Annotated in this window: 23 protein-coding genes; 9 read left to right on the plus strand and 14 right to left on the minus strand. The window is 68.9% G+C overall.

Annotation, left to right across the window (positions count from 1 at the left end; genetic code table 11):
• Positions 1 to 157 precede the first annotated feature (157 nt).
• Positions 158 to 2,725 carry an aminopeptidase N gene (pepN, locus tag ACZ63D_RS19080; protein ID WP_465355641.1) on the minus strand — a complete coding sequence of 856 codons (2,568 nt, stop codon included), beginning with the start codon at positions 2,723 to 2,725 and terminating at the stop codon, positions 158 to 160.
• 174 nt (positions 2,726 to 2,899) lie between these two features.
• Between pepN and ACZ63D_RS19085 the strand changes: the two genes are divergently transcribed.
• A complete protein-coding gene (locus tag ACZ63D_RS19085; protein ID WP_465355642.1) occupies positions 2,900 to 3,520 on the plus strand; it encodes a mycothiol-dependent nitroreductase Rv2466c family protein in 621 nt (206 codons plus the stop codon).
• Between the two features lie 36 nt (positions 3,521 to 3,556).
• Here ACZ63D_RS19085 and ACZ63D_RS19090 read toward each other — a convergent pair whose 3' ends face one another.
• Both ACZ63D_RS19090 and ACZ63D_RS19095 read right to left on the minus strand, forming a co-directional pair.
• Positions 3,557 to 4,345, minus strand: coding sequence for an MBL fold metallo-hydrolase (locus ACZ63D_RS19090; protein WP_465355643.1), 789 nt, complete (start codon positions 4,343 to 4,345; stop codon positions 3,557 to 3,559).
• On the minus strand, positions 4,342 to 5,076 hold the full coding sequence (locus ACZ63D_RS19095; RefSeq protein ID WP_465355644.1) for a 2-phosphosulfolactate phosphatase: 735 nt from the start codon (positions 5,074 to 5,076) through the stop codon (positions 4,342 to 4,344). The genes ACZ63D_RS19090 and ACZ63D_RS19095 overlap by 4 nt, the downstream gene beginning before the upstream one ends.
• A gap of 44 nt (positions 5,077 to 5,120) precedes the next feature.
• Here ACZ63D_RS19095 and ACZ63D_RS19100 point away from each other — a divergent pair, with 44 nt between their 5' ends.
• Both ACZ63D_RS19100 and ACZ63D_RS19105 read left to right on the plus strand, forming a co-directional pair.
• Positions 5,121 to 5,594: a ribose-5-phosphate isomerase gene (locus ACZ63D_RS19100; protein ID WP_465355645.1), complete on the plus strand. Its 474-nt coding sequence runs from the start codon at positions 5,121 to 5,123 to the stop codon at positions 5,592 to 5,594.
• Entirely contained in the window at positions 5,594 to 6,403 is an 810-nt protein-coding gene (locus ACZ63D_RS19105) for an Fpg/Nei family DNA glycosylase (RefSeq protein WP_465355646.1), read from the plus strand. The genes ACZ63D_RS19100 and ACZ63D_RS19105 overlap by 1 nt, the downstream gene beginning before the upstream one ends.
• 50 nt (positions 6,404 to 6,453) lie before the next feature.
• Here ACZ63D_RS19105 and ACZ63D_RS19110 read toward each other — a convergent pair whose 3' ends face one another.
• On the minus strand, positions 6,454 to 6,690 hold the full coding sequence (locus ACZ63D_RS19110) for a hypothetical protein (protein WP_465355647.1): 237 nt from the start codon (positions 6,688 to 6,690) through the stop codon (positions 6,454 to 6,456).
• A gap of 74 nt (positions 6,691 to 6,764) precedes the next feature.
• Positions 6,765 to 7,577 carry a hypothetical protein gene (locus tag ACZ63D_RS19115; RefSeq protein WP_465355648.1) on the minus strand — a complete coding sequence of 271 codons (813 nt, stop codon included), beginning with the start codon at positions 7,575 to 7,577 and terminating at the stop codon, positions 6,765 to 6,767.
• A gap of 142 nt (positions 7,578 to 7,719) precedes the next feature.
• Between ACZ63D_RS19115 and ACZ63D_RS19120 the strand changes: the two genes are divergently transcribed.
• Together ACZ63D_RS19120 and ACZ63D_RS19125 are read left to right on the plus strand one after the other, a co-directional pair.
• Positions 7,720 to 8,595 (plus strand): TIGR03619 family F420-dependent LLM class oxidoreductase, encoded by an 876-nt coding sequence (locus ACZ63D_RS19120; protein WP_465355649.1) that lies wholly within the window; start codon positions 7,720 to 7,722, stop codon positions 8,593 to 8,595.
• A gap of 1 nt (position 8,596) precedes the next feature.
• Positions 8,597 to 9,037, plus strand: coding sequence for a nuclear transport factor 2 family protein (locus tag ACZ63D_RS19125; RefSeq protein WP_465355650.1), 441 nt, complete (start codon positions 8,597 to 8,599; stop codon positions 9,035 to 9,037).
• A gap of 2 nt (positions 9,038 to 9,039) precedes the next feature.
• Here the strand turns inward: ACZ63D_RS19125 and ACZ63D_RS19130 are convergent, their stop codons facing one another.
• Both ACZ63D_RS19130 and ACZ63D_RS19135 read right to left on the minus strand, forming a co-directional pair.
• The gene (locus ACZ63D_RS19130; protein WP_465355651.1) at positions 9,040 to 9,900 is read right to left on the minus strand and encodes an alpha/beta fold hydrolase; all 861 of its coding nucleotides are present in this window, start codon (positions 9,898 to 9,900) and stop codon (positions 9,040 to 9,042) included.
• Positions 9,901 to 9,934: 34 nt separating this feature from the next.
• Positions 9,935 to 10,402: a MarR family winged helix-turn-helix transcriptional regulator gene (locus ACZ63D_RS19135; RefSeq protein ID WP_465355652.1), complete on the minus strand. Its 468-nt coding sequence runs from the start codon at positions 10,400 to 10,402 to the stop codon at positions 9,935 to 9,937.
• A 73-nt stretch (positions 10,403 to 10,475) separates the two neighbouring features.
• On the opposite strand from ACZ63D_RS19135, the gene ACZ63D_RS19140 reads away from it, so the two are divergent.
• Positions 10,476 to 11,477, plus strand: coding sequence for a substrate-binding domain-containing protein (locus tag ACZ63D_RS19140; protein ID WP_465355653.1), 1,002 nt, complete (start codon positions 10,476 to 10,478; stop codon positions 11,475 to 11,477).
• A gap of 329 nt (positions 11,478 to 11,806) precedes the next feature.
• On the opposite strand, the gene ACZ63D_RS19145 is transcribed toward ACZ63D_RS19140, so the two are convergent.
• The 3 genes from ACZ63D_RS19145 to ACZ63D_RS19155 are packed head-to-tail and all read right to left on the minus strand — an operon-like array spanning position 11,807 to position 14,368.
• Positions 11,807 to 12,691 carry a phosphotransferase family protein gene (locus ACZ63D_RS19145; protein ID WP_465355654.1) on the minus strand — a complete coding sequence of 295 codons (885 nt, stop codon included), beginning with the start codon at positions 12,689 to 12,691 and terminating at the stop codon, positions 11,807 to 11,809.
• Between the two features lie 44 nt (positions 12,692 to 12,735).
• Positions 12,736 to 13,398, minus strand: coding sequence for an MSMEG_1061 family FMN-dependent PPOX-type flavoprotein (locus tag ACZ63D_RS19150; protein ID WP_465355655.1), 663 nt, complete (start codon positions 13,396 to 13,398; stop codon positions 12,736 to 12,738).
• A gap of 10 nt (positions 13,399 to 13,408) precedes the next feature.
• Positions 13,409 to 14,368: a PDR/VanB family oxidoreductase gene (locus ACZ63D_RS19155; protein WP_465355656.1), complete on the minus strand. Its 960-nt coding sequence runs from the start codon at positions 14,366 to 14,368 to the stop codon at positions 13,409 to 13,411.
• A 66-nt stretch (positions 14,369 to 14,434) separates the two neighbouring features.
• Here ACZ63D_RS19155 and ACZ63D_RS19160 point away from each other — a divergent pair, with 66 nt between their 5' ends.
• Positions 14,435 to 15,082: a TetR/AcrR family transcriptional regulator C-terminal domain-containing protein gene (locus ACZ63D_RS19160; RefSeq protein WP_465355657.1), complete on the plus strand. Its 648-nt coding sequence runs from the start codon at positions 14,435 to 14,437 to the stop codon at positions 15,080 to 15,082.
• A 15-nt stretch (positions 15,083 to 15,097) separates the two neighbouring features.
• Here the strand turns inward: ACZ63D_RS19160 and ACZ63D_RS19165 are convergent, their stop codons facing one another.
• Positions 15,098 to 15,661, minus strand: coding sequence for a TetR/AcrR family transcriptional regulator (locus tag ACZ63D_RS19165; RefSeq protein ID WP_465355658.1), 564 nt, complete (start codon positions 15,659 to 15,661; stop codon positions 15,098 to 15,100).
• Positions 15,662 to 15,781: 120 nt separating this feature from the next.
• Here ACZ63D_RS19165 and ACZ63D_RS19170 point away from each other — a divergent pair, with 120 nt between their 5' ends.
• Positions 15,782 to 15,925: a hypothetical protein gene (locus ACZ63D_RS19170; RefSeq protein ID WP_465355659.1), complete on the plus strand. Its 144-nt coding sequence runs from the start codon at positions 15,782 to 15,784 to the stop codon at positions 15,923 to 15,925.
• A 31-nt stretch (positions 15,926 to 15,956) separates the two neighbouring features.
• A complete protein-coding gene (locus ACZ63D_RS19175; protein ID WP_465355660.1) occupies positions 15,957 to 18,644 on the plus strand; it encodes an alpha/beta hydrolase in 2,688 nt (895 codons plus the stop codon).
• 14 nt (positions 18,645 to 18,658) lie between these two features.
• Here the strand turns inward: ACZ63D_RS19175 and ACZ63D_RS19180 are convergent, their stop codons facing one another.
• The 3 genes from ACZ63D_RS19180 to ACZ63D_RS19190 all read right to left on the minus strand — a co-directional run.
• Positions 18,659 to 19,114, minus strand: coding sequence for a GNAT family N-acetyltransferase (locus ACZ63D_RS19180; protein WP_465355661.1), 456 nt, complete (start codon positions 19,112 to 19,114; stop codon positions 18,659 to 18,661).
• Positions 19,115 to 19,408: 294 nt separating this feature from the next.
• Positions 19,409 to 20,677 carry a cation:proton antiporter domain-containing protein gene (locus ACZ63D_RS19185; protein WP_465355662.1) on the minus strand — a complete coding sequence of 423 codons (1,269 nt, stop codon included), beginning with the start codon at positions 20,675 to 20,677 and terminating at the stop codon, positions 19,409 to 19,411.
• A gap of 506 nt (positions 20,678 to 21,183) precedes the next feature.
• On the minus strand, positions 21,184 to 21,526 hold a 343-nt coding region (locus tag ACZ63D_RS19190; protein ID WP_465355663.1), incomplete at its 5' end, for a hypothetical protein.

Raw genomic sequence — 21,526 nt, forward strand, 5'->3', positions numbered from 1 at the left:
CTTTTTTTCTTTTTTGGGGGTTGGGGGGGGGTTCCAGGCCCCTTCTTCCCCCCCCCCCCCCCCCCCCCCGAACCGTCAGCACACTGGGCTTCGGGGTGCCCACTCACCCCCCGAGGCGCAATGTCGCCGCCAGGCGACGAGCCGAATCAGAACCACCTCACCCCTGACTATCGAAATCCCGAGCAGCCAACGCCCGGACGATCCCCGCGCGCCCCTCCGAAACCAACCGCCGCAACGCCGCCGGATGCTCCCCAGCAAGCCACTCGTCCGAAGCGTTCACCGTCTCAGCCTCAACCGCCCAAGACGGATACAACCCGATAGCCGTAGGCTGCGCCCGCTCGCTGGACCGCCGAGCCCACACGTCGTCGATCACCTCGAAATACCGCTCGACATACTCCCCGAGCAAATGCTTCTGCCCCGGGTGCGAGAACCCGGAAATCAACGCATCGCTGACCGCGTTGGGAATCTCGTCGTCGTAAATAGCCCGCTGCCAAGTATCCGCCTTGGCCTCAGCAGTCGGCTGCAACGCCCGAGACCGCTCAGCATGCCGCCGCCCCGCGGCGGTGTCGTCCCGCGCCTGCTCAGCGTTGATCTCGTCCGCGCCAGCCTTCCCATGCGCCACCAACGCCTGCAACAACCGCCACCGCAGATCCGTGTCCACGGTCAGCCCCGGCAACGGCGCCGACCCGTCAAGCCACCCGGCGATCACCGTCAGCGTCTTCTCATCAAGAACGCCCCCGGCGAGCGAGTTCACGAACGCCAGCTGGTGGTCCGACCCGGCCTCGGCGGTCTGCGCCAGCTCCAGCAGCCGCCCGCTGAACGCGGGCCATCCCTCGGCGGCCGCCCACTTCTGGTCGGCGTAAGAGTTCAGCGCGGTCTGCGCCTGCAGCAGCAGCCGCTGCACCACGCCGACCTCGCTCTCGGCATGGATCCCGCGCGCCACCAAGGTGACGAAATCGCGGGCCTTCAACTCGGCCTCGCGCGTCATCTCCCACGCGGCCGACCAGCACAGCGTGCGCGGCAGCGAGTCGGTGATGTCGCCGATCCGGTCGATCAGCGTGGTCAGCGACGCCGGGTCCAGCCGCATCCGGCAGTAGGTCAGGTCGTCGTCGTTGACCAGCACGAGCTTGCCCGCGGCCTGGCCGACCAGGTCCGGCACCTCGGTGCGCTCGCCGGTCACGTCCAGTTCGACGCGGCGGGTGCGCACGATCTTGCCGTCGCCGTCCTCGTCGTACACGCCGACCGCGACGCGGTGCGTGCGCAGTTCGCCGGCGCCCGGCTTCGCGCCGGTCTGCACGACGGCGAACGACGCGAAGGTGCCGTCGGGGGCGATCTCGTAGCGCGGGCTGAGCGAGTTGAGGCCGGTGGTCTCCAGCCATTCCGCGCTCCACCACGACAGATCGCGGCCGGACGCTTCCTCCAGCGCCGCCAGCAGGTCGGCCAGCGTGGCGTTGCCCCAGGCGTGCTTGCCGAAGTAGACCTTGAGGCCGTCGAGGAAGTGGTCGATGCCGACGTAGGACACCAGCTGCTTGAGGACGCTCGCGCCCTTGGCGTAGGTGATGCCGTCGAAGTTGACCTCGACCGCGTGCAGGTCGACGATGTCGGCCGCGATCGGGTGCGTCGAGGGCAGCTGGTCCTGGCGGTAGGCCCAGGACTTCTCGATGTTCGCGAAGCTGGTCCAGGCGTTCTTGTACTCGGTCGCCTCGGCCTGGGCGAACACGCTCGCGAAGGTCGCGAACGACTCGTTCAGCCACAGGTCGTCCCACCAGCGCATGGTGACCAGGTCGCCGAACCACATGTGCGCCATCTCGTGCAGCAGCGTTTCGGCGCGCCGCTCGTAGGCGTAGCGGGTGACGCGGCTGCGGAAGACGTAGTCCTCGAGGAAGGTGACCGCGCCGGCGTTCTCCATCGCGCCCGCGTTGAACTCCGGCACGAACAGCTGGTCGTACTTGGAGAACGGGTACGGGGTGCCGAATTTCTCGTGGTAGAAGGCGAAACCCTGCTTGGTTTCGACGAACAGCCGCTCGGCGTCCATGTGCTCGGCGAGCGACGCGCGGCAGTAGATGCCGAGCGGGATGGTGCGGTGCTCGTCGCGGAACTCGTCGGTCCATTCCGCGTACGGGCCGGCGACCAGCGCCACCAGGTAGGTGGAAATCCGCTCGGATTCGGCGAACCGCGTGCGGCGCGCGCCGTCCTCGGTGTCCTCGGCGCTTTCGACGAGCGCGTTGGACACGACCTTCCAGTCGCGCGGGGCGTGCACCGCGAGCCGGTAGACGGACTTGAGGTCCGGCTGGTCGAAGCAGGCGAACATGCGCTTCGCGTCGGCGGTCTCGAACTGGGTGTAGAGGTACACGCCGTCGTCGACCGGGTCGACGAAGCGGTGCAGGCCCTCGCCGGTGTTCATGTAGCGGCAGTCCGCGGTGACGACGAGCTCGTTGTCCGCGGCAAGGCCGGGCAGCGCGATGCCCTTTTCCTCGGCGTAGCCGCTGACGTCGAGCTCGGCGCCGTTCAGCACGGCGGAGCGGACGCCTTCGGCGACGAGGTCGATCCACGACGCTTCGCCGGGACGGCTGCTGGAGAACCGCACCGTGGTGGTGGAGCGGAAGGTCTTCTCCCCGGGACGGCCGCTGCCGTCGGTGAGGTCCAGCTCGATGTCGTAGGACGACACGTCCAGCAGGCCGGAGCGCTGCTTGGCTTCGTCACGCGTCAGGTTGGGGGCGGGCACGGGCACCTCTGGTCTTCGGTTCCGGTGGGCACGACGTTCAGCATCCAATCATGACGCGCCCGGGAGCGGCGACCAGGGAACAATGCGGAGGGGCCGCCGCGTTGCCCCGCATGCGGGGGTTCGCCCCGCCCTCGGCGAGCGCCGGGGAGCAGCCTCGCCGAGGAGCCCGTGAAAATGACTGACTCGTCCCAGCCCACGAAGGTGGACTTCTACTTCGACCCGATCTGCCCGTTCGCGTGGATCTCGTCGCGGTGGATCCTGGAAGTGGAGAAGCACCGCGAGCTGGACCTGACCTTCCGGGTGATGAGCCTGTCGGTGCTGAACGAAGGCCGCGAAGACCTGCCCGAGCGGTACAAGGCGCTGCTGAGCGAGGGCTGGGCGCCGGTCCGCGTCGCCACCGCGCTGGCGCAGACGCAGGGCCAGGAAGCGGTGCGGAACTTCTACACCGAGTTCGGCACCCGCTACCACAACCAGCACAACGAGGACCGCAAGATCGTCATCAAGGAGGCGCTGGCCGCGATCGGCGCCCCGGCCGAGCTCGCCGAGGCCGGCGAATCGGCCGAGTACGACGAAGCGCTGCGCAAGAGCCACCACGAGGGCATGGACCCGGTCGGCATGGACGTCGGCACGCCGACCATCCACGTCAACGGGACCGCGTTCTTCGGCCCGGTGCTGTCGTCGATCCCGCGGGGCGAGGACGCGCTGAAGGTGTTCGACGGGGCGGTCGCGCTGGCGAGCTACCCGGACTTCTTCGAGCTCAAGCGCACCCGGACCGGCGAGCTGAACTTCGACTGACCCGCTCGCGGGTGCTGGTCCCGGTTCCGGCTGGGATCAGCACCCCAGCGCTGCCCTGGTGACGTCTTCGGGGTAGGGCGAGGTTTTCAGTGCTTCGCCGAGCGGGGTTTTGGCGGTTTTCAGTTCGTGCAGGCGCAGCAGGCCGTCGCGATGCGTGCGCACGAAGGTTTCATCCACCGGGTCGCCGTGCCCGGGTACGACGACGCGCGGTTCGAGTGCGAGCAGCGCGTCCATCGCGGCGGCCCACGCGTCGAGCTGGTCGTCGGGACCGAACGAGTACGCGGTGAAGCCGTGCGGGCCGTGTTCCACGACGTCTCCGGCGAAGACGACGTCGACGTCGGGCACGTGCACCAGGAGATCGTGGTCGGTGTGCGCGAGACCGGGGTGCACGAGCGCGACGGTACGGCCGCCGAGGTCGAGTTCGGCGCGGTCGGACACGAGGCGGTCCGGCGGCATGAGCCCGGTGCGCTCGATGGCGTCGGCGATTTCCGGCTTGCCCTCTTCGCGGTAGTGGGCCGCCCAGGTTCGCTTGTCGGCTTCGCCGTTCTTCAGCATGGCTTGCAAGCAGCCGGGGTGGGCCCACACGTCGCACGGCAGGAACGGCGTCGTGCCGAAGGCGTGGTCGAAATGCGCGTGCGTGTAGACGACCGACCACGGCAGCTCGGTCAGCTCGCGGATCGCGGCGGCGAATTCGGCACCCTGGTCGATGTCGCCACGCGTGTCGATCACCAGGCATTTCTCCTGGCCGAGCACCAGGCCGGTCGTGAGGTCCAGTTCGTCGTACCGGCGGGCGTAAACCCCGTCGGCCACCTCGGTCCAGCTCATTGCCCCTCCAGGATTCCGTGCGACAGCCTCGCCACGCTAGCGCTGACGTCCTGCTGCGCGGCGAGGATCACGTCGTTTTCGTGGCCAGCGGCGGCGAGTTCCCGGCCGGAAGCGCAGTCGCGCAGCGCGGCCGCGACGTCGGTGGCCGCGTAGGCAGCCGCCGCGAGCGCCGCTTCGGCGGACCGCGAGCCGGTCAGCGCGCTGACGATCGCGCCCGCGCCCAGCTGGTCCTCGACACACGGCCGCAACGGGCCGAATTCGGTGCCGCCGAACATGTCGACGCCCCAGCGCTCTCCGGCGGGAATCACGCCGATCGGCCGTTCTCCGGCGATTTCCCTGGCTTTCGCCGCGGTCGCCGACGCATTCCGCAGGCATCCGGCCAGGACGTGCGCGCCGGTTTTCGCCGCGGCCGCGCAAAGCGTCGCTCCATTGGGGGACGGGAGGGCGAGCAGCGGGCCGGACGGGATCTCCGTCACAGAAGACGGCCGGAGCGACCATTCCCCTTCGCCCGCCATGACCGCTCCGGCCCCGCGCGCCTCGGCGATCCCGCGTTCGTCCCGCCACCGCACCGGCAGCACCCGGCCGCCCCGGCTCGTGACGAGATCCGTTGTGGTGCAGAAGGAAAGCACGTCCACGACGATCAGCACGGCGCAGTCCCGGCCGAGGATCCCGACGCCTTCGCCGCCCCATTCGAGCCGGACGTCCGAGCCGTGCTGCGCCGCGCTGTCCACCCCCGGAGCATGCCGGGTCGGCGGCGAGATGGCACACTCCCGCTGTGCGTGTCTACTTGGGATCCGACCATGCCGGTTTCGAGCTGAAGAACCACCTTGTCCGCCACCTCGGCGAACAGGGGCACGAGGTGACCGACATCGGTCCGTTCGTCTACGACGCGGCCGACGACTACCCGGCGTTCTGCGTCGAAACCGCGCGCCGCGTGGCTGCCGACGAGGGCAGCCTGGGCATCGTCATCGGCGGGTCCGGCAACGGCGAGCAGATCGCCGCGAACAAGGTGCCGGGCATCCGCGCCGGGCTCGGCTGGAGCGTCGAAACCGCGCAGCTGACCCGCCAGCACAACCACGCCCAGGTGCTGGGCGTCGGCGCCCGGATGCACACGCAGGAGCAGGCGACCGAGATCGTCGAGGCGTTCCTGGCCACGCCGGTGGACCCGGCCGAGCGCCACACGCGGCGCGTGCAGCAGCTGCTCGACTACGAGCGCACCGGCACCCCGCCCGCCCTGCCGGAGGCCTGATGCCCGAGGGGCACACGCTCCATCGGCTCGCCCGTCTTCACCAACGCCGCTACGCCGGCGGACCGGTCGGCCTCAGCAGCCCGCAGGGCCGGTTCGCCGCGGAGGCGGAGAAACTCGACGGGCAGGTGCTCGTTTCCGCTGAGGCGTACGGGAAACACCTGTTTCATCACTACGGTCCTTTGGGGACAGTCCATGTCCACTTAGGTCTGTACGGCACGTTCGGCGAAGCATCGCTGCCGGAGACCGAGCCGGTCGGCCAGGTGCGGATGCGGCTGGTCGGCCGCACCCACTGGACGGATCTGCGCGGCCCGACCCGGTGCGAATTGCTGGACCCGGCGCAGGTCGACGCGATCAAGGCGCGGCTGGGCCCGGACCCGCTGCGCCGGGACGCGAAGCCCGAGCGTGCGTGGGAACGGATTTCGCGTTCTCGCACGACGATCGCCGCATTGCTGATGGATCAGGCGGTGCTGGCCGGGGTCGGGAACGTATATCGCGCGGAAGTGCTGTTCCGGCACGGGGTTTCGCCGATGCTCCCGGGGCGGGCGCTGGATCGCGCGCTGTGGGACGCCATGTGGGCGGATCTGGTGACGCTGATGCGCGCCGGGGTCCGCGTCGGGCGGATCGACACTGTCGCGCCGGAGCATTTGCCCGCGGCGATGGGACGAGCGCCGCGCGAGGACCGGCACGGCGGCGAGGTTTACGTGTACCGGCGGGCGGGGATGCCGTGCCTGATCTGCGGGACGCCGGTGGCACAGAAGGAATTGGCGGCGCGAAATCTTTATTGGTGTCCGACCTGCCAGCCTGCTTGAGTTCGGCGGCTTGAGAGCGGCTCCCGTGGTGCTTCCCGCTGAGTTGTTCGTCAACGGTCGATCGAGCGCAGGGCCTCCTGCGGTGTGCGGCCGGTCGCCTCGGCGAGGGCGGTGACCGCCGCCGCGGCCAGTGCGACCAGGTTCAGCACCGCTAGCAGCGCGTCCTGGCGGACGGCGGCGTCGGTGAGGTTGTAGAGATCCGCGTCCTCGTCGGCGAGATAGGCCGCCACGGCTTCGACCGCGCTCCGGTGCGGGTTCGCCGGATTCTTCCGTTCTCTGCTGGCCATCCGGTCAGTTTCCTCCTGCGGGAACGACGAAGGCCCCGCGGCACACCTGCCGCGGGGCCTTCGTCGTTCACCGGTCAGAAGTCGAAGCCTCCGCCGTCGAACCCACCACCGTCGAAGCCGCCCCCGTCGAAACCTCCGCCGAAGTCCTGGCTTCCGTCGAATCCGCCGCCGTCAAAGCCACCGCCGTCGAAGCCGTCCGCTCCGCCGTCCATGCCGCCGGCGTCCAGTGCGTCCGCCTGGCCCGCGTCGTAGCCCGATTCCCAGGCCGACGCGCTGGCGATGCCGCTCATGCCGGAGAACATGGCGCTGAACAGGAACATCGAACCGAGGCCCCAGGCTCCCGCCACGAGCGCGGGCTTCCACCACGGCTCGCTGTACCAGCCCTGCGGCACCGGGCGGCCCGCGACGCGGCCGCCGGGGTAGTAGTACGGCGTGTCCTGGCCGGGGTCGGGCGACGCCGCGTAGTGCTGGCCCTCGACGTCCACCTCGCGGTGTTCGGTGACCTTGCCCGCGCGTTCGCGTTCGGCCTCGTCCGGCAGGGCCGGGCCGGGGTCCATGCCCATCGCTACGCGCGCGGCGCGCACGTAGTACAGGCCTTCGATGGCGGTTTCCTTCACCAGCCGGGCCTGTTCGACCGTCTTGGCCTGCTCCAGCTGCGAACCGGCGGCGTTGTAGCGCTCGCTCGCGTCGGCCATCGCCTGCTGGGAGGCGGTGTCGGTGCCGGTGATGTTGAGGACCTGGCCGCCAAGGCGCTCGACGAGGCGGCGCGCGTCGGCCTTCGCGTCGTCGAGCTGGCTCTGCCTGGTCGCGGCCTGCTTTCTGGCCAGGTACAACCCGCCTCCGACGATGACGACGACCAGCACGATCAGGAGGATCGCGGTGCCCATGGGTCACTCCGTGTCTCGATCTGACGCGACGGCCGGGCAGCCGTCCCTGAAACGGACAACGCGGACCGTGCGCGGAGAGTTCCCGGCGGCGCCGCCGATCGGGCGGTGGCCGACAAAACTAGAACACGTTATAGTCCGCGGCATGAAGTTCTCCTTGTCGATCGCGCTGAGCCCGCTCGACCAGCTGAGCGGCCTGGCCCGCGCCGCCGAGGAGGCCGGGTTCTCCTCGATCGTGCTGCCCGATTCGCTCTTCTACTCCGAGAAGGTCTCCGCCGACTATCCCTACACCCCCGACGGCAGCCGGTTCTGGGACGAGAACACGCCCTGGGCCGATCCGCTGGTCGCGACTGCTTCGATGGGCGCGGTGACCGAGCGGATCCAGTTCTACACCTCGGTGCTGAAACTGGGCTCGCGCAATCCGGTGCTGCTCGCCCGGCAGGTCAACTCGGTCGCCGCGCTGACCGGCGGGCGCTTCGGCCTCGGGCTGGGGATCGGCTGGTCGCCGGAGGAATTCGAATGGTGCGGGGCACCGTATGCGCGCCGCGGCAAACGCTTCGACGAGGCGATCGAGGTGCTGCGGCTGATCCTCAGCGGCGACATGGTCGAGTTCCACGGCGAGTTCTTCGACTTCGGCAAGCTCAAGATGAGCCCGGCGCCGCCGTCGCGCGTGCCGTTCTACATCGGCGGCCACACCGACGTCGCGCTGCGCCGGGCCGCGCGCGTCGCGGACGGCTGGTCCTCCGCGATGATGACGCTCGAGCAGCTGCGCGAGACCATCGGCAAGCTCAAGGGCCTGCTCGCCGAGCGCGGGCGCGAAGGCGACCCGTTCGAATTCCAGGCGGTGTGCGTCGACCGGTTCGGGCTCGACGGGTTCCGCGAGCAGGCCGAGGCGGGCGTCACCGACGCGATCACCATGCCGTGGGTGTTCGAGGGGCTCGGCTTCGACGCGGACCTGGGCCCGAAGGTCGACGCGATCCGCAGGTTCGGCGACGAGATCATCGCGAAAATCGAGGAGTGACATGGGAGTCGAGGTCTGCTGGGACCCCGCGGCGAAGCAGCCGCCGGCGCGGGAAGCGGCGTTCAAGTCGATGACGGCGGCGACCGCGGGGGACAAGGACGGCTGGCTCGCGCTGTTCGCCCCGGACGCGGTCGTCGAGGACCCGGTCGGCCCGTCGATGTTCGACGAGGAGGGCAAGGGCCACCACGGCCGCGACGGCCTTTCCGCTTTCTGGGACAAGACGATCGGGAACGTCGAGCGGTTCGAGTTCGTGATCCGCGATTCGCACGCGGCGGGTTCGGAGGTCGCGAACGTCGGCACCATCACGACATATCTCCCCGGCGGCTACCGCGTCGACACCGACGGGGTGTTCGTGTACCGGGTCAACGAGGACGGGCTGGTCGTTTCGATGCGCGCGTTCTGGGAGACCGAGCGGGCGATGGCGACCGCGCGCCAGGTCTGACGTCAGCGCGAGGTCGCTTCCACGAAGTCGAGCACGCGTGCGGTGACCAGGTCGGGTTGCTGAAGCGTTAACGCGTGAGTGGTTCTCGGTACGATTTCCGTGCTGATCCGGGGATTCAGCGCCGCGACGCGGGTGGCGACCTCTCGGGCGCGGTGGACGTGGCTGCGTTCACCGAGGACGAGCCGCACGGGGACTTCGATCGCGCGCAGTTCGTCGTCGGTGAAGACGTGCTGCGGCGGTAGCTGCGCCTTGAATCCGAAGCTGGCGAACAGCAGCGGCCGCAAGGTTTGCCGCACGGCCGGATCACCGGCGACGATCCGGCGTTGAATCGCGGCGGGCAGCAGCCAGGGAAAGACCTCCTTGCCGCTCCACAGGATGAACTTCGCGACGCTGATCTCCGCGAATCCGGCCGGTTCCAGGCCGATGACGCCCGCGATCCGGTCGGAAGACCGGATCGCGAGGTTCAACGCCAGGAAACCGCCGCGTGACACCCCGGCCAGGAACATCTTCCCGTGGCTGAGGGCGGCGAGAACTTCGGAGAGCCATTCGGCGAGGTCGTCGCCGGTGCTTGCGGGAATGGTCTCGATCGAGTGGCCGGGCTCGCCGATCGAATCGACGGCGTAGACCGGATGGCGGGCGGCGAGTCCGGCGAGGTGCGGGTACCAGGACAGGGACGAGCCCATGATCCCGTGCAGCAACACGATCGGGGTGCCGTGCTCCGGGCCGCTGCGCCGGACGCGGGTGGGCCCGAACTTCGTCGCGAGGTCCAGTTCCTCGGCCGGGACCGGCCACTTCCGCAGGACCTTCGCGTACGCGGCGAAGTAGCGGTCTCTGGCTTTTTGATCGGTGAAAGCTCCTGGCATCGTCCCTCCCCGAGACGTAGCAGTGAATGCTCAGTCAGCCGTTGTCCAAGCGCAGCAAGGTGTTCAGCAGACTCCCGCCCGGCAGTCCCTCGTCGCCGAAAATCCGGTGCTGCACCTCGATCACGAGCGGCAGCGCGGCGCGCAAGGCGGCTCCGCCGGAGTCGGTGACGTCGACGCGTTTTGCGCGGACGTCCTCGGAACTGCGCGCGCGGGAGACGAATCCCTTGCGCTCCAGCGTTTTCAGGATCTGCGACACCTGCATCGGGTGGATGTCGCCGGAGGCCGCGAGGCCGGACTGGGTCACCGGGCCGCCGGTGCGGTTCAGCCAGCCGGCGAGCGCGAGCGTCTGGAACTGGAGATGCGTCAGATCGAGCGGGGCGAGGGCCTGGTCGACCTCGCGGACGTAGCGGTGCACGACGCGCCACATGACGAAGCCCACCGCGTTCTCGGGGGCGCCGAGCGAGGCGGTGGCGAAGAGGTCGGCGAGCGCGTCCTTGTCCACGGGGAGGCATCGTAGCGGTTGCCCATCGATAGTAAACGCGTTTAGTATCGAGGAAGGCAGAGAGGGGCATTTGATGACTGACCTGGACATCGGCCTGTACCGCTACGACCACACGCGCCCGCTCTTCGACGGCCGGGTCCGCTTCGACGGCGTCGACGCGACCCTGCACACCGCCGACATCGTCTCGGACCTGTTCGAGCGGATGGTGCGGGGCGAAGAGTTCGCTGTCGGCGAGCTGGGGCTCACGTTCTACCTGCGCACCTTGGACCTGCCGGACCCGCCGTTCATCGCGCTGCCGGTGTTCCCCAACCGGCAGTTCCGGCATTCGGCGATCTACGTCAACGCCCGCGGCGGGATCCGGGAGCCGCGGGATCTGATCGGCAAGACGATCGGCGAGTTCGCGACCTACGGGCACGACGCGGGCGTGGTGGCGAAAGGAATTCTGTCCGACGAATACGGGGTGCGGCCGGAGCAAAGCCGGTGGGTGATCGGCGGATTCGACTGGCCGATGGAATGGTTCGATTTCGTTCCGCGGCTGCATCCCGCGGAGGTGGAGGTGCGGCAGGCTCCGGCGGGGAAAGCGCTCGGCCCGATGCTGGAGTCCGGGGAGATCGACGCGTTTGTTTCCGCGGACCCGCCGCGCGGGATCCGGGAGGATTCACCTGAGGCGGCGCAGTTGTTCCCGGATTACGTGAACGTGGAGCGGGATTACTACCGGCGGACCGGGATTCGGCCGATCATGCATACGGTGGTGGTGCGACGGGATGTGCTGGCGGAGCATCCGGGGCTGGCGGAGCGACTGTATCGGGGATTTGTCGACGCGAAGAACGTCGCGATGGCGGATTATCGGCGGGGTCGCGTTTTCAATCACATGGGCGATGCTGGGATGGTTCCGTGGTTCAGCGCGTTGTATGACGAGAACCGCCGGTTGTTCGGGGAGGATTGGTGGCCGTACGGGATTGAGAAGAACCGGCTGTCGGTGGAGGCGTTCTTGCGGTGGCACTTCGAGCAGGGGCTGTCTCGGCGGTTGATGAAGGTCGAGGAGATTTTTGTGCCGGAATTGCTGGATACTTAGCCGTTGCGCTGGCATGCTTGCGCGCTTCGGATTCCTGCCGTGCGGTGTGTTCTCTTGACTGTCGGGGTGCATCTGGACGGCCGGACTTTGCGCGGCGACGAGGTGCACAACCAGTTGTTCACGCTGCCGGACGAGCCCCCCAGTCTCGCGTTCGCCGCGACCGGCGCAGATCTATCTGTTCGCGGATACCGGAGAGATACTCGGGTCTGCCGACAGCCGCAGGTTCTGTTCGCCTCGCCAGCTTGACCGACTGGCCGCTACCGGGCACCTCGACGGCGAGCACTGGGTCGATGCCCGGGGATTTCGGCAACCGGATGTCGTCACTCGCGTCAGATGACCTGGGCTGCCAATTCTCCGTGGAGCCCTTCCAGTGCGATGACGTCGTCCTCGGTTCCGGTGTGCGGAGCGGAAAACCAGTCCGCATACTCGCGCAGTTCCGACAGTCTCCAGTCGAGGGCGAACAGTTCGACCATTTCCGGATCCAGTCCCGCGGCCTCGGGCACGTCGGCGTAATCGCGTTCGCGTGGGGCGACGGCGAGGGATTCCCAGTCGACCAGGCGCAGGCCGTCCGGGGTGGTGACCTGGTTGTCGTTGTGGGGTTCGCCGTGGGTCGGGACCCAGGAATCGCGACGGGAGGCGGCGAGGGCGGCCAGTTCCCGGTAGCGGTTGTTCCACCGGGTGATCGCGTCGCCGCGGGAGGCCAGGGCGGTGCGGGCTTCTTCGGCTAGCGGGCCGGACGTCCAGGGCTCGGCAGCGCGGGCCCGCAGTTCGTCGGCGAAGCCGGGGCCGACCTGCGGTGACCAGTGGCGCAGTCCGGCGGGTGGCGGGGTGCGGTGCAGGGCGTCGAGTGCGGCGAGAATTGCCGGTTTGTCGACCTCGTCTTCCGTGGGGCTGCGGCCGTCCAGCATGGGGGTGACGCTGAGTGCGCCGACGCCGGTGTCGACAGTGAAGCGTCCGGACCGGGTGGGCAGTGGTGCGCAGACGAAGGCGAGCCCGGCGGCGGCCAGTTCGGCGGCGCTCGCGTAGGTGCTTTCCAGCGATTCCGCGGTGTGCCGGGGTTCTAGCTGGTCCAGGGTGACGAAAAGGGAATCGGCGCGCCAGTGGTGTGCGCCGAAACCCCAAGGCAGATAAGCGATCTCGGACACCGGCTGCCAATGCTCGGCGAGCGCACGGGTGATGGTGTCGTCGGTGATGAAGGACGGTCGGGAGCGCACGGATCGGATCCTAGGCAGGGCTTCGTGGTGGGAGCAACGGAGATTTAGAACAGCTCAGTCCGGTAGTTGTCGTCGACGATGTCGTAAAGAGCGCCGCTTACGAGGTCGCCTAGGTTGTCGTTCATCTTCTGCGCCTGTTCGGCGATGGAGAGCGTGTAGAAATCGCCGCCGAGGGTTGCCGCTTCGGCGAGGCCTCGGGGGTCGCCCTCCCACAGTTTCGCTCGGATGACGGCTTTTCCGCATTGCCCGAACACCTCGCGCACGCGGACGATCGTCGCGAGCACGGCGGGTTTGCCGTCCGCGCTGAGCATGTCCAGCAGTTCCGGGTCGTCGGTGACGAAGGCGTCGCCGTTGACTCGCATCACCTCGCGCAGGCCGGGCACCAAGAAGACGAGCCCGATCGACGGGTTGGCGGCGAGGTTTTCGAAGGTGTCGGCGAGTTTGTTGCCCGGGCGGTCGGGGATGGCGAGCGTCCACGGGTCGAGGATCCGCACCGAACCGGGCGGGTCGCCTTTCGGGGCGACGTCCATCAGGCCGTCCGCGCCCGAGGTGGCGAGGCAGAAGAACGGGCTGTGCGCGATGAACCGCATGGCGAATTCGCCGAGCCGGGGTTCCTTTTTCTCGGCGATGAACTGGCTCGGGAACCCGATGATCTCCCGGATGCGCGCCATGCCGATCGGGGAGTAGGAGTCTGCCGCGGTGGTCATGATTCCTCCGTCACAGGTCGAGGACGAGGCGCGGGGTGCGGGCGCGGGACACGCAGACGAACATCCGGTCGCCTGCTTCTTGTTCGCTCGGGGAGAGGATGCCGTCGCGATGGTCGGGCACGCCGTCGAGCACCTTGGTCTCGCAGGAGCCGCAGATGCCGGAACGGCACGAGGTGACCGGCCGGATTCCCGCCTTTTCGAGGGCGCTGACAATGCTTTCGTCGGCGGCGACGGGCACGGTTTTCTTCGAGGCCGCGCATTCGACTTCGATCGGCTGGTTTTCCGCCGGGGCAGCCTGCGGAGCCTTGAAGCGCTCCAGGCGCAGTGCTTCGGCGGGCCAGTTCTCCGCTGCGCTGTCCAAATCGGACAGCAGGGAGGCTGGGCCGCAGGCATAGACCTTCGCGCCCGCTTCGACCGGCTTTTCCAGTTCTTTCAACGGAATCCGGCCGACGGTGTCCGACGGGTGGCAGCGCACTCTTTCGCCGTAGCCGCGAAGTTCTTCCAGGAACGGCATCGACGCGCTGGTGTGGCCGCCGAAGTACAGTTGCCACTCGGCACCCTGGGTCTGTGCGGTGCGGATCATCGGCAGGATCGGCGTGATGCCGATGCCGCCCGCCACGAAGACGTACGACTTGGCCGGGCGGAAGCCGAAATTGTTCCGTGGTCCTTTGATCGCGACACGCTGGCCCGGGCGGAGAAACGCGTGCACGTATTCCGAACCGCCGCGGCTCGCGCGTTCCCGGCGGACGCCGATCCGGTAGTACGAGCGCTGGCCGGGCGGACCGCAGAGCGAGTACTGCCGTTCGACTCCGTTGGGCAGCACGAGGTCGATGTGCGCGCCCGGCTCCCAGCTCGGCAGCGGTTTCCCGGTGGTGGCCGCGAGGTCCAGCGAGACGACGCCGTCGGCTTCCCAGCGCAGCTGGCGGACGAAGACGTTCAACGGACCGGCGGTCACGGCATTCGAGGTCATGGTCTTGCCTCCTTTGTTAACGTTGTTACTTGCCGTCTCGGCAAGGGTATTGGTAACATCGTTAACATGTCAACCGAGACGAAACGGGCGGGAATCGCGGCGTCGCGCGCCGAGCGGGCGGTGGCCGAGGCGCTGGACCTGGTCGACGCGGGCGGGCTGGAGGCGCTCACCATGCGGCAATTGGCCGACCGGATGGGCCTGCACCTGCCCGCGATCTACCGGCTGTTCGACGGCAAGGACGCGCTGATCGACGAAATGGCCGAGGCGATCCTCGCCGGCGCGGTCTCGGAGCTGCCCGCCGAGGACGGCGACTGGGAGAACCGCTTGCGGTGCTTGGCTTCCCGCTTGCGCACGGCGCTGCTCGCGCATCGGGACGGCGCGCGGATCGTCGGCGGCAACTACGCGGCCAAGCGCAGCAATCTGACCTTTGTGGACACTCTGCTCGGCTGCCTGCTGGACTCCGGGTTGCCGCGGAAGCAGGCGATCTGGGCGGCGAGCGCGGTGTTCTGCTACGTGCTCGGGGAGGCGCTCGAGGAACAGGGCGCGTCCGGAGACGAGGTCGAGGTGCTGATGGGGGTCCTGGGGGCGCGGAAGTACCCGCACCTGGAGGCGGGACCGATGGAGTCGATGCTCGCTTTCGGCGAGCGGTTCGCGTTCGGACTGGAGTTGCTGCTCGCCGGGGTGCGGAGTTTCGTGAATGGTCAAACCGGCTAGAACCGGCCTACGCGCTCACGAGGCGTCCGGGCTGATTCCCGCCACTGCGATCCGGAACAGGCGGCTCGCCTCGGCGGCCGGGTCGGGGTGGCGTTCGGTGGTCAGGGTGATGCCGACGATCAACGCGATCAGGTCGGCGATCGTCACCTCTGGCGAGACGGCCCCGTCGCGGGCGGCTCGCGCCAGCAGTGGCGCCGCGGATTCCTCCAAAGTCGCCGAGCAGGAGTTTCCGTGCGCCGGATCGGGCGTGTCGTAAGCCAGGGCAGCCGCGAGGCCGCGTGCGGTCACGCAATAGCTGACCACGTCGTCCAGCCATTCCAGAAGCGCGCGGCGGCTGTCGGATTCCCCGGCCAGCGCTTGGGCGCGTGCGGCCAGCAAGGCGATGCGTTCGTGCGAAACCGCTTCCAGCAGTGCGTGCCGGGTGGGGAAATGCCGTCGCACGGTCGCGGAGCCGACCCCGGCGATGCGCGCGATCTGTTCCAGCGAGGCGTTCGCCCCGTGCGCGGCGACCTCGTCCTCGGCTGCTTCGAGGATCCGCGCGTAGTTGCGGCGCGCGTCCGCTCGTTGCTGGCCGGGCATGGCGTGACCTCCGGTTTGCTAAGTGGTGGGCCCCGCCGTATCGTAGCGGACCCGAAATGGCGGACGCTGGTCGGAGCCGCGCTCAAGCTGTTCGAAGAGGACGGTTTCCACGCTGCTTCGGTGCAGAAAATCGTCGACACCGCGAAGCTCGCCGGAGCGGTGCTGGTCGAGCTGATCGGGATCTGCCGGTCGGAGATCTCGATTTTCCAGCAGGAGCGGCGTTCGGCGAGATCGTCCTGGCACGGCGGGCTGCTTTCCCGGTAGAAAGGAAAGATCACCGGGGAGGGAGCAACCAGTGAAGGTCCTTCTGCGCAAATTTGTCCCCATCGCGGCGGCGGCCGTTCTGGCGGTCACGCTGGCTCAGCCCGCGGCGGCGAGTCCGGCCGCGGGTCCGGCTGCGTCGCCGGAATGGCGCGTCGCCGACGGCCAGCTGGTCTGGACCGCGCCGAAACCGCTGTTCGGCGACGGTGCGGTGGAATTCTGGGCGGACGGCAAGCTGCTCGGCCGCGCCCAGCCGCGGGCGGACCTGCGGACGTTCTCGCTGCCAGCTGGCGGGATTCGCGATCTGCGCGGGCTGGAGGCGCGCGTCGGCGGCCGTTCGCTCACCGAAGCGCCGAAGGCGACGGCGAATCAGCAGAGCCCGGTGCCGCTGCCCGAGCTGCCCGCTAATGCCGTGGATCCCGGTAAGCCGGGGCAGTTCCCGACGGTCAAGGGCGAGTATTCGCTCGATTCCGTGCGGCTGCCGGGGCTGGGCGGGCCGATCGAGATGCAGGGTCTGGTGGTAGCGCCCCGGCACGCGCCGGGGAACCGGCCGCTCGTGGTATTCCTGCACGGCCGTCACCAGCCTTGCTACAACCGGGCGGATCCCCATGACTACTCGCCAGCGTGGCCATGTGCGCCCGGAATGCTGCCGATCCCGAGTTATCGCGGCTACGTGCAGACCCAGGAATTGCTGGCGTCGCAGGGATTCGTGACGGTATCCATTTCGGCCAACGCGATCAACGCGCTCGACCACGCCGCGGAAGACGGCGGCGCGCAGGCGCGCTCGTCGCTGGTTCGGCTGCACCTCGCGCACTGGGCGGACTGGTCCGGCAGCGCCCGGGCGAGCGCTCCGCAGATCGTCCGCGACGCACCGGCCGCGGATCTGTCGAATGTCTTGCTGGTCGGGCATTCCCGCGGCGGCGAGGGCGTCAACCGCGCGGCCATGGACAGCCTCACTCCACCGCCGGGCGACACCGGGTTCTCCGGCCCGGTCCGGTGGAAGATCCGCGGCGACGTTCTCATCGCGCCGACCGTGTTCGGATTCAACCCGGCGCCGGACGTCCCGTCGGTCACCTTGCTGCCCTCATGTGACGGTGACGTTTCGGATCTCCAAGGGCAGCAATACATCGACGGGGCGCGCGGCGTCAGCCGGGGCACCGCCTTGCACAGCGCGCTGTACGTCTCGGGCGCGAACCACAACTACTTCAATGCCGAATGGACGCCCGGTGTCGCGGTGGCCCCGGCGCAGGACGATTTCTCTTCCCCGCAACCGGATCCGAACTGCTCGCCCGGAGTGCCCGCGCGGCTGACGGACGCGCAGCAGCGAGCGGTCGGCGCGACTTACGTCGCCGCGGCGGCGCAGCTGTTCCAGAAGCACGATCTGCGAGTGCAACCGCTGCTGGACGGTTCCGGCGTGCGTGCGCCGTCGGCCGATCCGGCGCACGTGTTGTCGCACGCTCTCGGCGGCGCGCGGACTCCGGTGCTGGTCCCGGATTCGTCGACGAAGGTGACCGGAAGCGGCGACGTCTGCCAGCAGGTCGGGCCGGACCGGCGGTGCCTGGATAACCCCGGCGCCTCCAAGTCTCCGCATTTCGTGGGGCTTGCCGACGCTCCCGATCCGACGCGCACCGCGGTGCACGTGCGCTCGGCGACGGCCGGGGTCTCGGCGAACATCCCGTTGCCCGGCCCGGTTTCTTCCGCCGGAGCGCGGGCGCTGGCAATGCGGATCATCGTGCCGGAGAACGTTCCGGCCGAATCGTTCGACGTCGCGGTCGCCGATTCCCGGGGCGAGCGCACGAAACTGGGCACGGTGACGGTGGCCGGGCTGGCCGGGACCGAACGGACGAAATCGTTCTGGGGCCAGGAAGTCCGGGTTCCGCTGCCGCCGCGGCTGGAGATGACCAGCCTGGAACTGACCCCGCGGGCGGCGGGCGCGGAGGCGTGGCTGCTGGACGCGTATGCCTGGCGGCCCGGTCTCCCGGACCCGGCTCCGGCCCCGCTGACCCGGATCGACCTCGGTTCGCTGACGGTCAAGGAAGGCGATTCCGGTTCCCGGACGTACCAGATCCCGGTCACGGTGACGGGGGACGGCGGCGGCTCGGTGCGGATCTTCCGGGCGGAGACGGTCTCGCCGCAGTCGGTGAAGTGGACGTATCAGGCGGTCACGCTCGCGCCGGGGCAGCACACGCTCGACCTGCCCGCGACGGTCGTCGGGAACACCCGGTGGAGCTGGCCGTACCGGATGCTGGCCGCGGCGAAGGCCACCCGCGGCACGGTGATCGGGGCGCCGCTGGGCTCGCTGAACGTGGAGAACGACGACCCGGCGCCGAAGGCGAGCGTGAGCCAGCCGGAGGTGTCCGCGGTCGAGGGCAGTGCGCTGGCGTGGCCGGTCAAACTGTCCACTGTGGCCGATGCGGACGTCATGGTGCTGGGCGAGGTGAAGGCTCCGAAGACGGGGCCGGAACTGATGACGTCGGATGTGGATCCGAAGTGGCTGATCGAGCACGGCGTCGATCCGGAGAAGGTGCGGCCGTTGTCGGAAACCCGGTTGACAGTGGTGGCCCAGATTCCGGCGGGGCAGACGAGCGGCGAGCTGACGATCCCGACCCTGCGGCATGCGGGGGCGGATCCGGCGAAACACGTTCTGCTGCACGTGTCGGGGGATCCGAAGGAATCCGGGCCGGACGTCGACGTCACGGGGACGGTGACGGACGCGGGCTGAGGGCGGCGGTTCGGTCAATCCTCCTGGTCCGGGTCTCGGGCCAGGAGGATTTTCCGTCCGCGCCTGCCGGTTTCGCGGAAACCGTGCCGCAGGTAGAACGCGCGGGCCCGGGTGTTGACCGCGAGGACTTCGAGCACGAGAGGCTGCCCACGCTCCGCCGCGACGCCGATCAGCCACCGGAGCAGCCGCCCGCCGATCCCGCGCCCTTGGCAGCGCGGGTCCAGCTCGATCCGGCCGAGGTAGACCTCAGCCTTCCGGTGCTCGACCACGAGCAGGCCCGCGTCCGCTCCGTCGACGGTGATCACCTGCCAGGCGCCGGGGGTGAAGGCACGGTCGTGGTAGCCGCGCTGGATTTCGTCGTCCCAGCCCCAGATCGCGGCGACATACTCGCCCAACGCGGCCCGGTGCACGCGGAAACAGAAATCGCTGTCCGCGGCCGTCGCCGGGCGAAGCCCGATCTCGTTCGGCATGCGCGCCTCCTCGGAAGTGCCCAGAGTAGCGCGGTCAGAGGTGCTGCTTGCGTGTCCTCGGCAGAATCCGCAGCAAAGCGGTTTTCGCTGCCAGGAACGCGAATCCCGCCAGTAGCACCCACAGCACGTTGACGCCGGTGAACGCGAGTCCGCCGGTCGCTCCGGCCGCCGAGGCCGCGCCGCCACGTGTCCATATTGGACACAGTGGACCACCCACAGGGGTGAAATCGAACGCGCGAAACCTGGCGATGATTAGGGATTCGCCAGCTGTGCGGCAGTTACCGTACGTAGGTGTTACCGGGACTGACGGTGCGCCCGCAGGGACATCAGCCGGGAGATCAGCGGCGTCGACCCTAGCCCGTGCAGGACCACGCTGCCGAGGACACAGACCACCGTCAGGGTCAGCACGAGGTCGCTGTCCACGCCGGACAGGCCGTTGATCGCCAGCAGCCCGAACACGATCGACGTCGTGCCGCGCGGGCCGAGCGCGCCGACGAGGAGCCGGTCCCGCAGCGGCATCCGGGTCCGCGCGAGCGACACCACTACCGGGACGATCCGCAGGACGGTCAGCGCGAGCAGGCAGAACACGATCGGCTGCCACTGCACGCCGAAGGACGCGACGACCACCGTGGCCGCGCCGACGACGAACCACATCGCCATGGTCAGGATTCCGGTGACCTCTTCGAGCAGCTGCAGGTCCTCGGACGGCCGGGCGAAGTGCTCCCGGGCGGAGCTGACCGAGGTGCGCAGGTGCCGCGCGGCGAAGGCGCGGTAAACGTAGCGGAAGGCGATTCCGGAGACGAAACAGGCGACGAATCCGTTGCCGTCGATCGCGACGGTGGCCGCGTAGGTCAGCAGGGGAGTCGTGAGGATGGCGATGCGCCGTCCCTGCCCGGAAGTCCAGCCGGAGCGGACAGCGAGGAAGAGCAGGAAACCGATGACCGTTCCTACGAGCGCGCCCACGACGATTGCTTTGAGCGCGAACGGCAACGCGGTGGCAAGCGCTTTCGCGGCGGTGTTCGCGGTGTTGTCGGTGCGCGCCAGGATGAGCGCGAACAGGAACAGCGGCGAGACCAATCCGTCGTTGTAGCCGCTTTCGACGTTCAGCACGCTGCGCACTTGCGGGGTCAGGGTTTTGTCGCGCACCACGCGTTCGGCGGCGGCGAAATCGCTCGGGATGACGATGCACGCGACGATCAGCAGCAACGGCCACGACAAATCCGGGAAGAACATCCAGCCGGCCAGCATGGCCAGCCCGAGGCTCAGCGGCAGCGCCAGGAACAGCACCCGCGCGACGAGGCTCGGCGCGTGTCCCCACAGCCGTCCGCCGCGGACTTCGGTGGCGTCGACGAAAAGCAGCATCGCGAGAATGAGCTCGGCGACGTGCTGCGCGACTTCGGTGTCGAAGACCTCGAGCAGTTTTCCCGGATTCGCGAACAGCGCGGTCGCGACGCCGCACAGCACCATCAGCACCGGCGCGGCGATGTTCCACCGGTCGAGCTGTTTGGCCGCGAGCGCGCGCATGAGGACCGCGGTCGAAAGGACCAGCAAGGCGGGAATCATCGTTCGTTCGGCTCCACGGCTTTTGGTTGTGCCCAGCCGTCTTCGGCCGTTGACGCTCCACAGTGTACCGGCGAAGCGCGCCGGTTCCGGGATCGCGGGTGTACGTCACGTCCACCCCGAATCGGCCGATGGCTGGACGATTCGGCGAGGTCCCCGCCCGAGCTTCGGGAACGCGGGCGTTTCGGCCAGAGAAGGCTGTGACGACTGACGCTCTCGTCATGGGCGGGATCCTGCGAGCCCTCGTATTTTTCACCCAGGTGGGGTGCCATCGGCACAACCTGGTCATGGGCATCACTGGCGGGATCTCGCTGACCGCGCCGGACGTGGTGGCCAGCCTGGTCGGAGCCGTCGCCGGAGCGGGGCTTGGAGAACGTGCGCTCGCTCGCCGGGAAGGCCGGAGAGTTCCTGGTCAGCGCGCATCTGGACGAGAACGGGGTCGGCTGTTCTCCGTGCTGATGCGCTGGCCATGGTCGCGGTGCGGGCCGTCAGGTTCCCCTCACGGACCTTCAACGGGCGAACCATCCGGCGCGGAAGACCGGAGCCTCGCCTGCCACGGCGCGGAGGCACCACTTCGCGACCGCCTCGCCGACCTCCTCCGGGCCGAGCGCGGACGTGTCGAGCACCGTCGTCGCCCACTCCGGACCCGGCGAACGGCCGACCCAGCGGTCCCAGCGCATTTCCGGCCAGGAGTCGTTCGTGACGGCTTCCGGAAGGTGCCCAGGGTCGCGGGCGTGCGCGCGCAGCCACGCCGCGAACGCTTGATTCGCGCGGCTCGGCTCGCCCCGGCGGGCGAGCCGGGCCAGATGGGCCCCGTCTTCTACGGCGAGCGAGGAGGGGGCGATGTTTATC

It is taken from the genome of Amycolatopsis sp. NPDC104775 (assembly GCF_055583325.1).

Excerpts from the sequence above, each read along its gene's own strand:
- ACZ63D_RS19150 (WP_465355655.1), bottom strand. The coding sequence starts at position 13,398 with ATGACCACCGCGGCAGACTCCTACTCCCCGATCGGCATGGCGCGCATC.
- ACZ63D_RS19105 (WP_465355646.1), top strand. The coding sequence starts at position 5,594 with ATGCCCGAGGGGCACACGCTCCATCGGCTCGCCCGTCTTCACCAACGC.
- ACZ63D_RS19120 (WP_465355649.1), top strand. The coding sequence starts at position 7,720 with ATGAAGTTCTCCTTGTCGATCGCGCTGAGCCCGCTCGACCAGCTGAGC.
- ACZ63D_RS19115 (WP_465355648.1), bottom strand. The coding sequence starts at position 7,577 with ATGGGCACCGCGATCCTCCTGATCGTGCTGGTCGTCGTCATCGTCGGA.
- ACZ63D_RS19110 (WP_465355647.1), bottom strand. The coding sequence starts at position 6,690 with ATGGCCAGCAGAGAACGGAAGAATCCGGCGAACCCGCACCGGAGCGCG.
- ACZ63D_RS19165 (WP_465355658.1), bottom strand. The coding sequence starts at position 15,661 with ATGCCCGGCCAGCAACGAGCGGACGCGCGCCGCAACTACGCGCGGATC.
- ACZ63D_RS19160 (WP_465355657.1), top strand. The coding sequence starts at position 14,435 with ATGTCAACCGAGACGAAACGGGCGGGAATCGCGGCGTCGCGCGCCGAG.
- ACZ63D_RS19125 (WP_465355650.1), top strand. The coding sequence starts at position 8,597 with ATGGGAGTCGAGGTCTGCTGGGACCCCGCGGCGAAGCAGCCGCCGGCG.
- ACZ63D_RS19185 (WP_465355662.1), bottom strand. The coding sequence starts at position 20,677 with ATGATTCCCGCCTTGCTGGTCCTTTCGACCGCGGTCCTCATGCGCGCG.
- ACZ63D_RS19140 (WP_465355653.1), top strand. The coding sequence starts at position 10,476 with ATGACTGACCTGGACATCGGCCTGTACCGCTACGACCACACGCGCCCG.
- ACZ63D_RS19155 (WP_465355656.1), bottom strand. The coding sequence starts at position 14,368 with ATGACCTCGAATGCCGTGACCGCCGGTCCGTTGAACGTCTTCGTCCGC.
- ACZ63D_RS19130 (WP_465355651.1), bottom strand. The coding sequence starts at position 9,900 with ATGCCAGGAGCTTTCACCGATCAAAAAGCCAGAGACCGCTACTTCGCC.
- ACZ63D_RS19180 (WP_465355661.1), bottom strand. The coding sequence starts at position 19,114 with ATGCCGAACGAGATCGGGCTTCGCCCGGCGACGGCCGCGGACAGCGAT.
- ACZ63D_RS19085 (WP_465355642.1), top strand. The coding sequence starts at position 2,900 with ATGACTGACTCGTCCCAGCCCACGAAGGTGGACTTCTACTTCGACCCG.
- ACZ63D_RS19090 (WP_465355643.1), bottom strand. The coding sequence starts at position 4,345 with ATGAGCTGGACCGAGGTGGCCGACGGGGTTTACGCCCGCCGGTACGAC.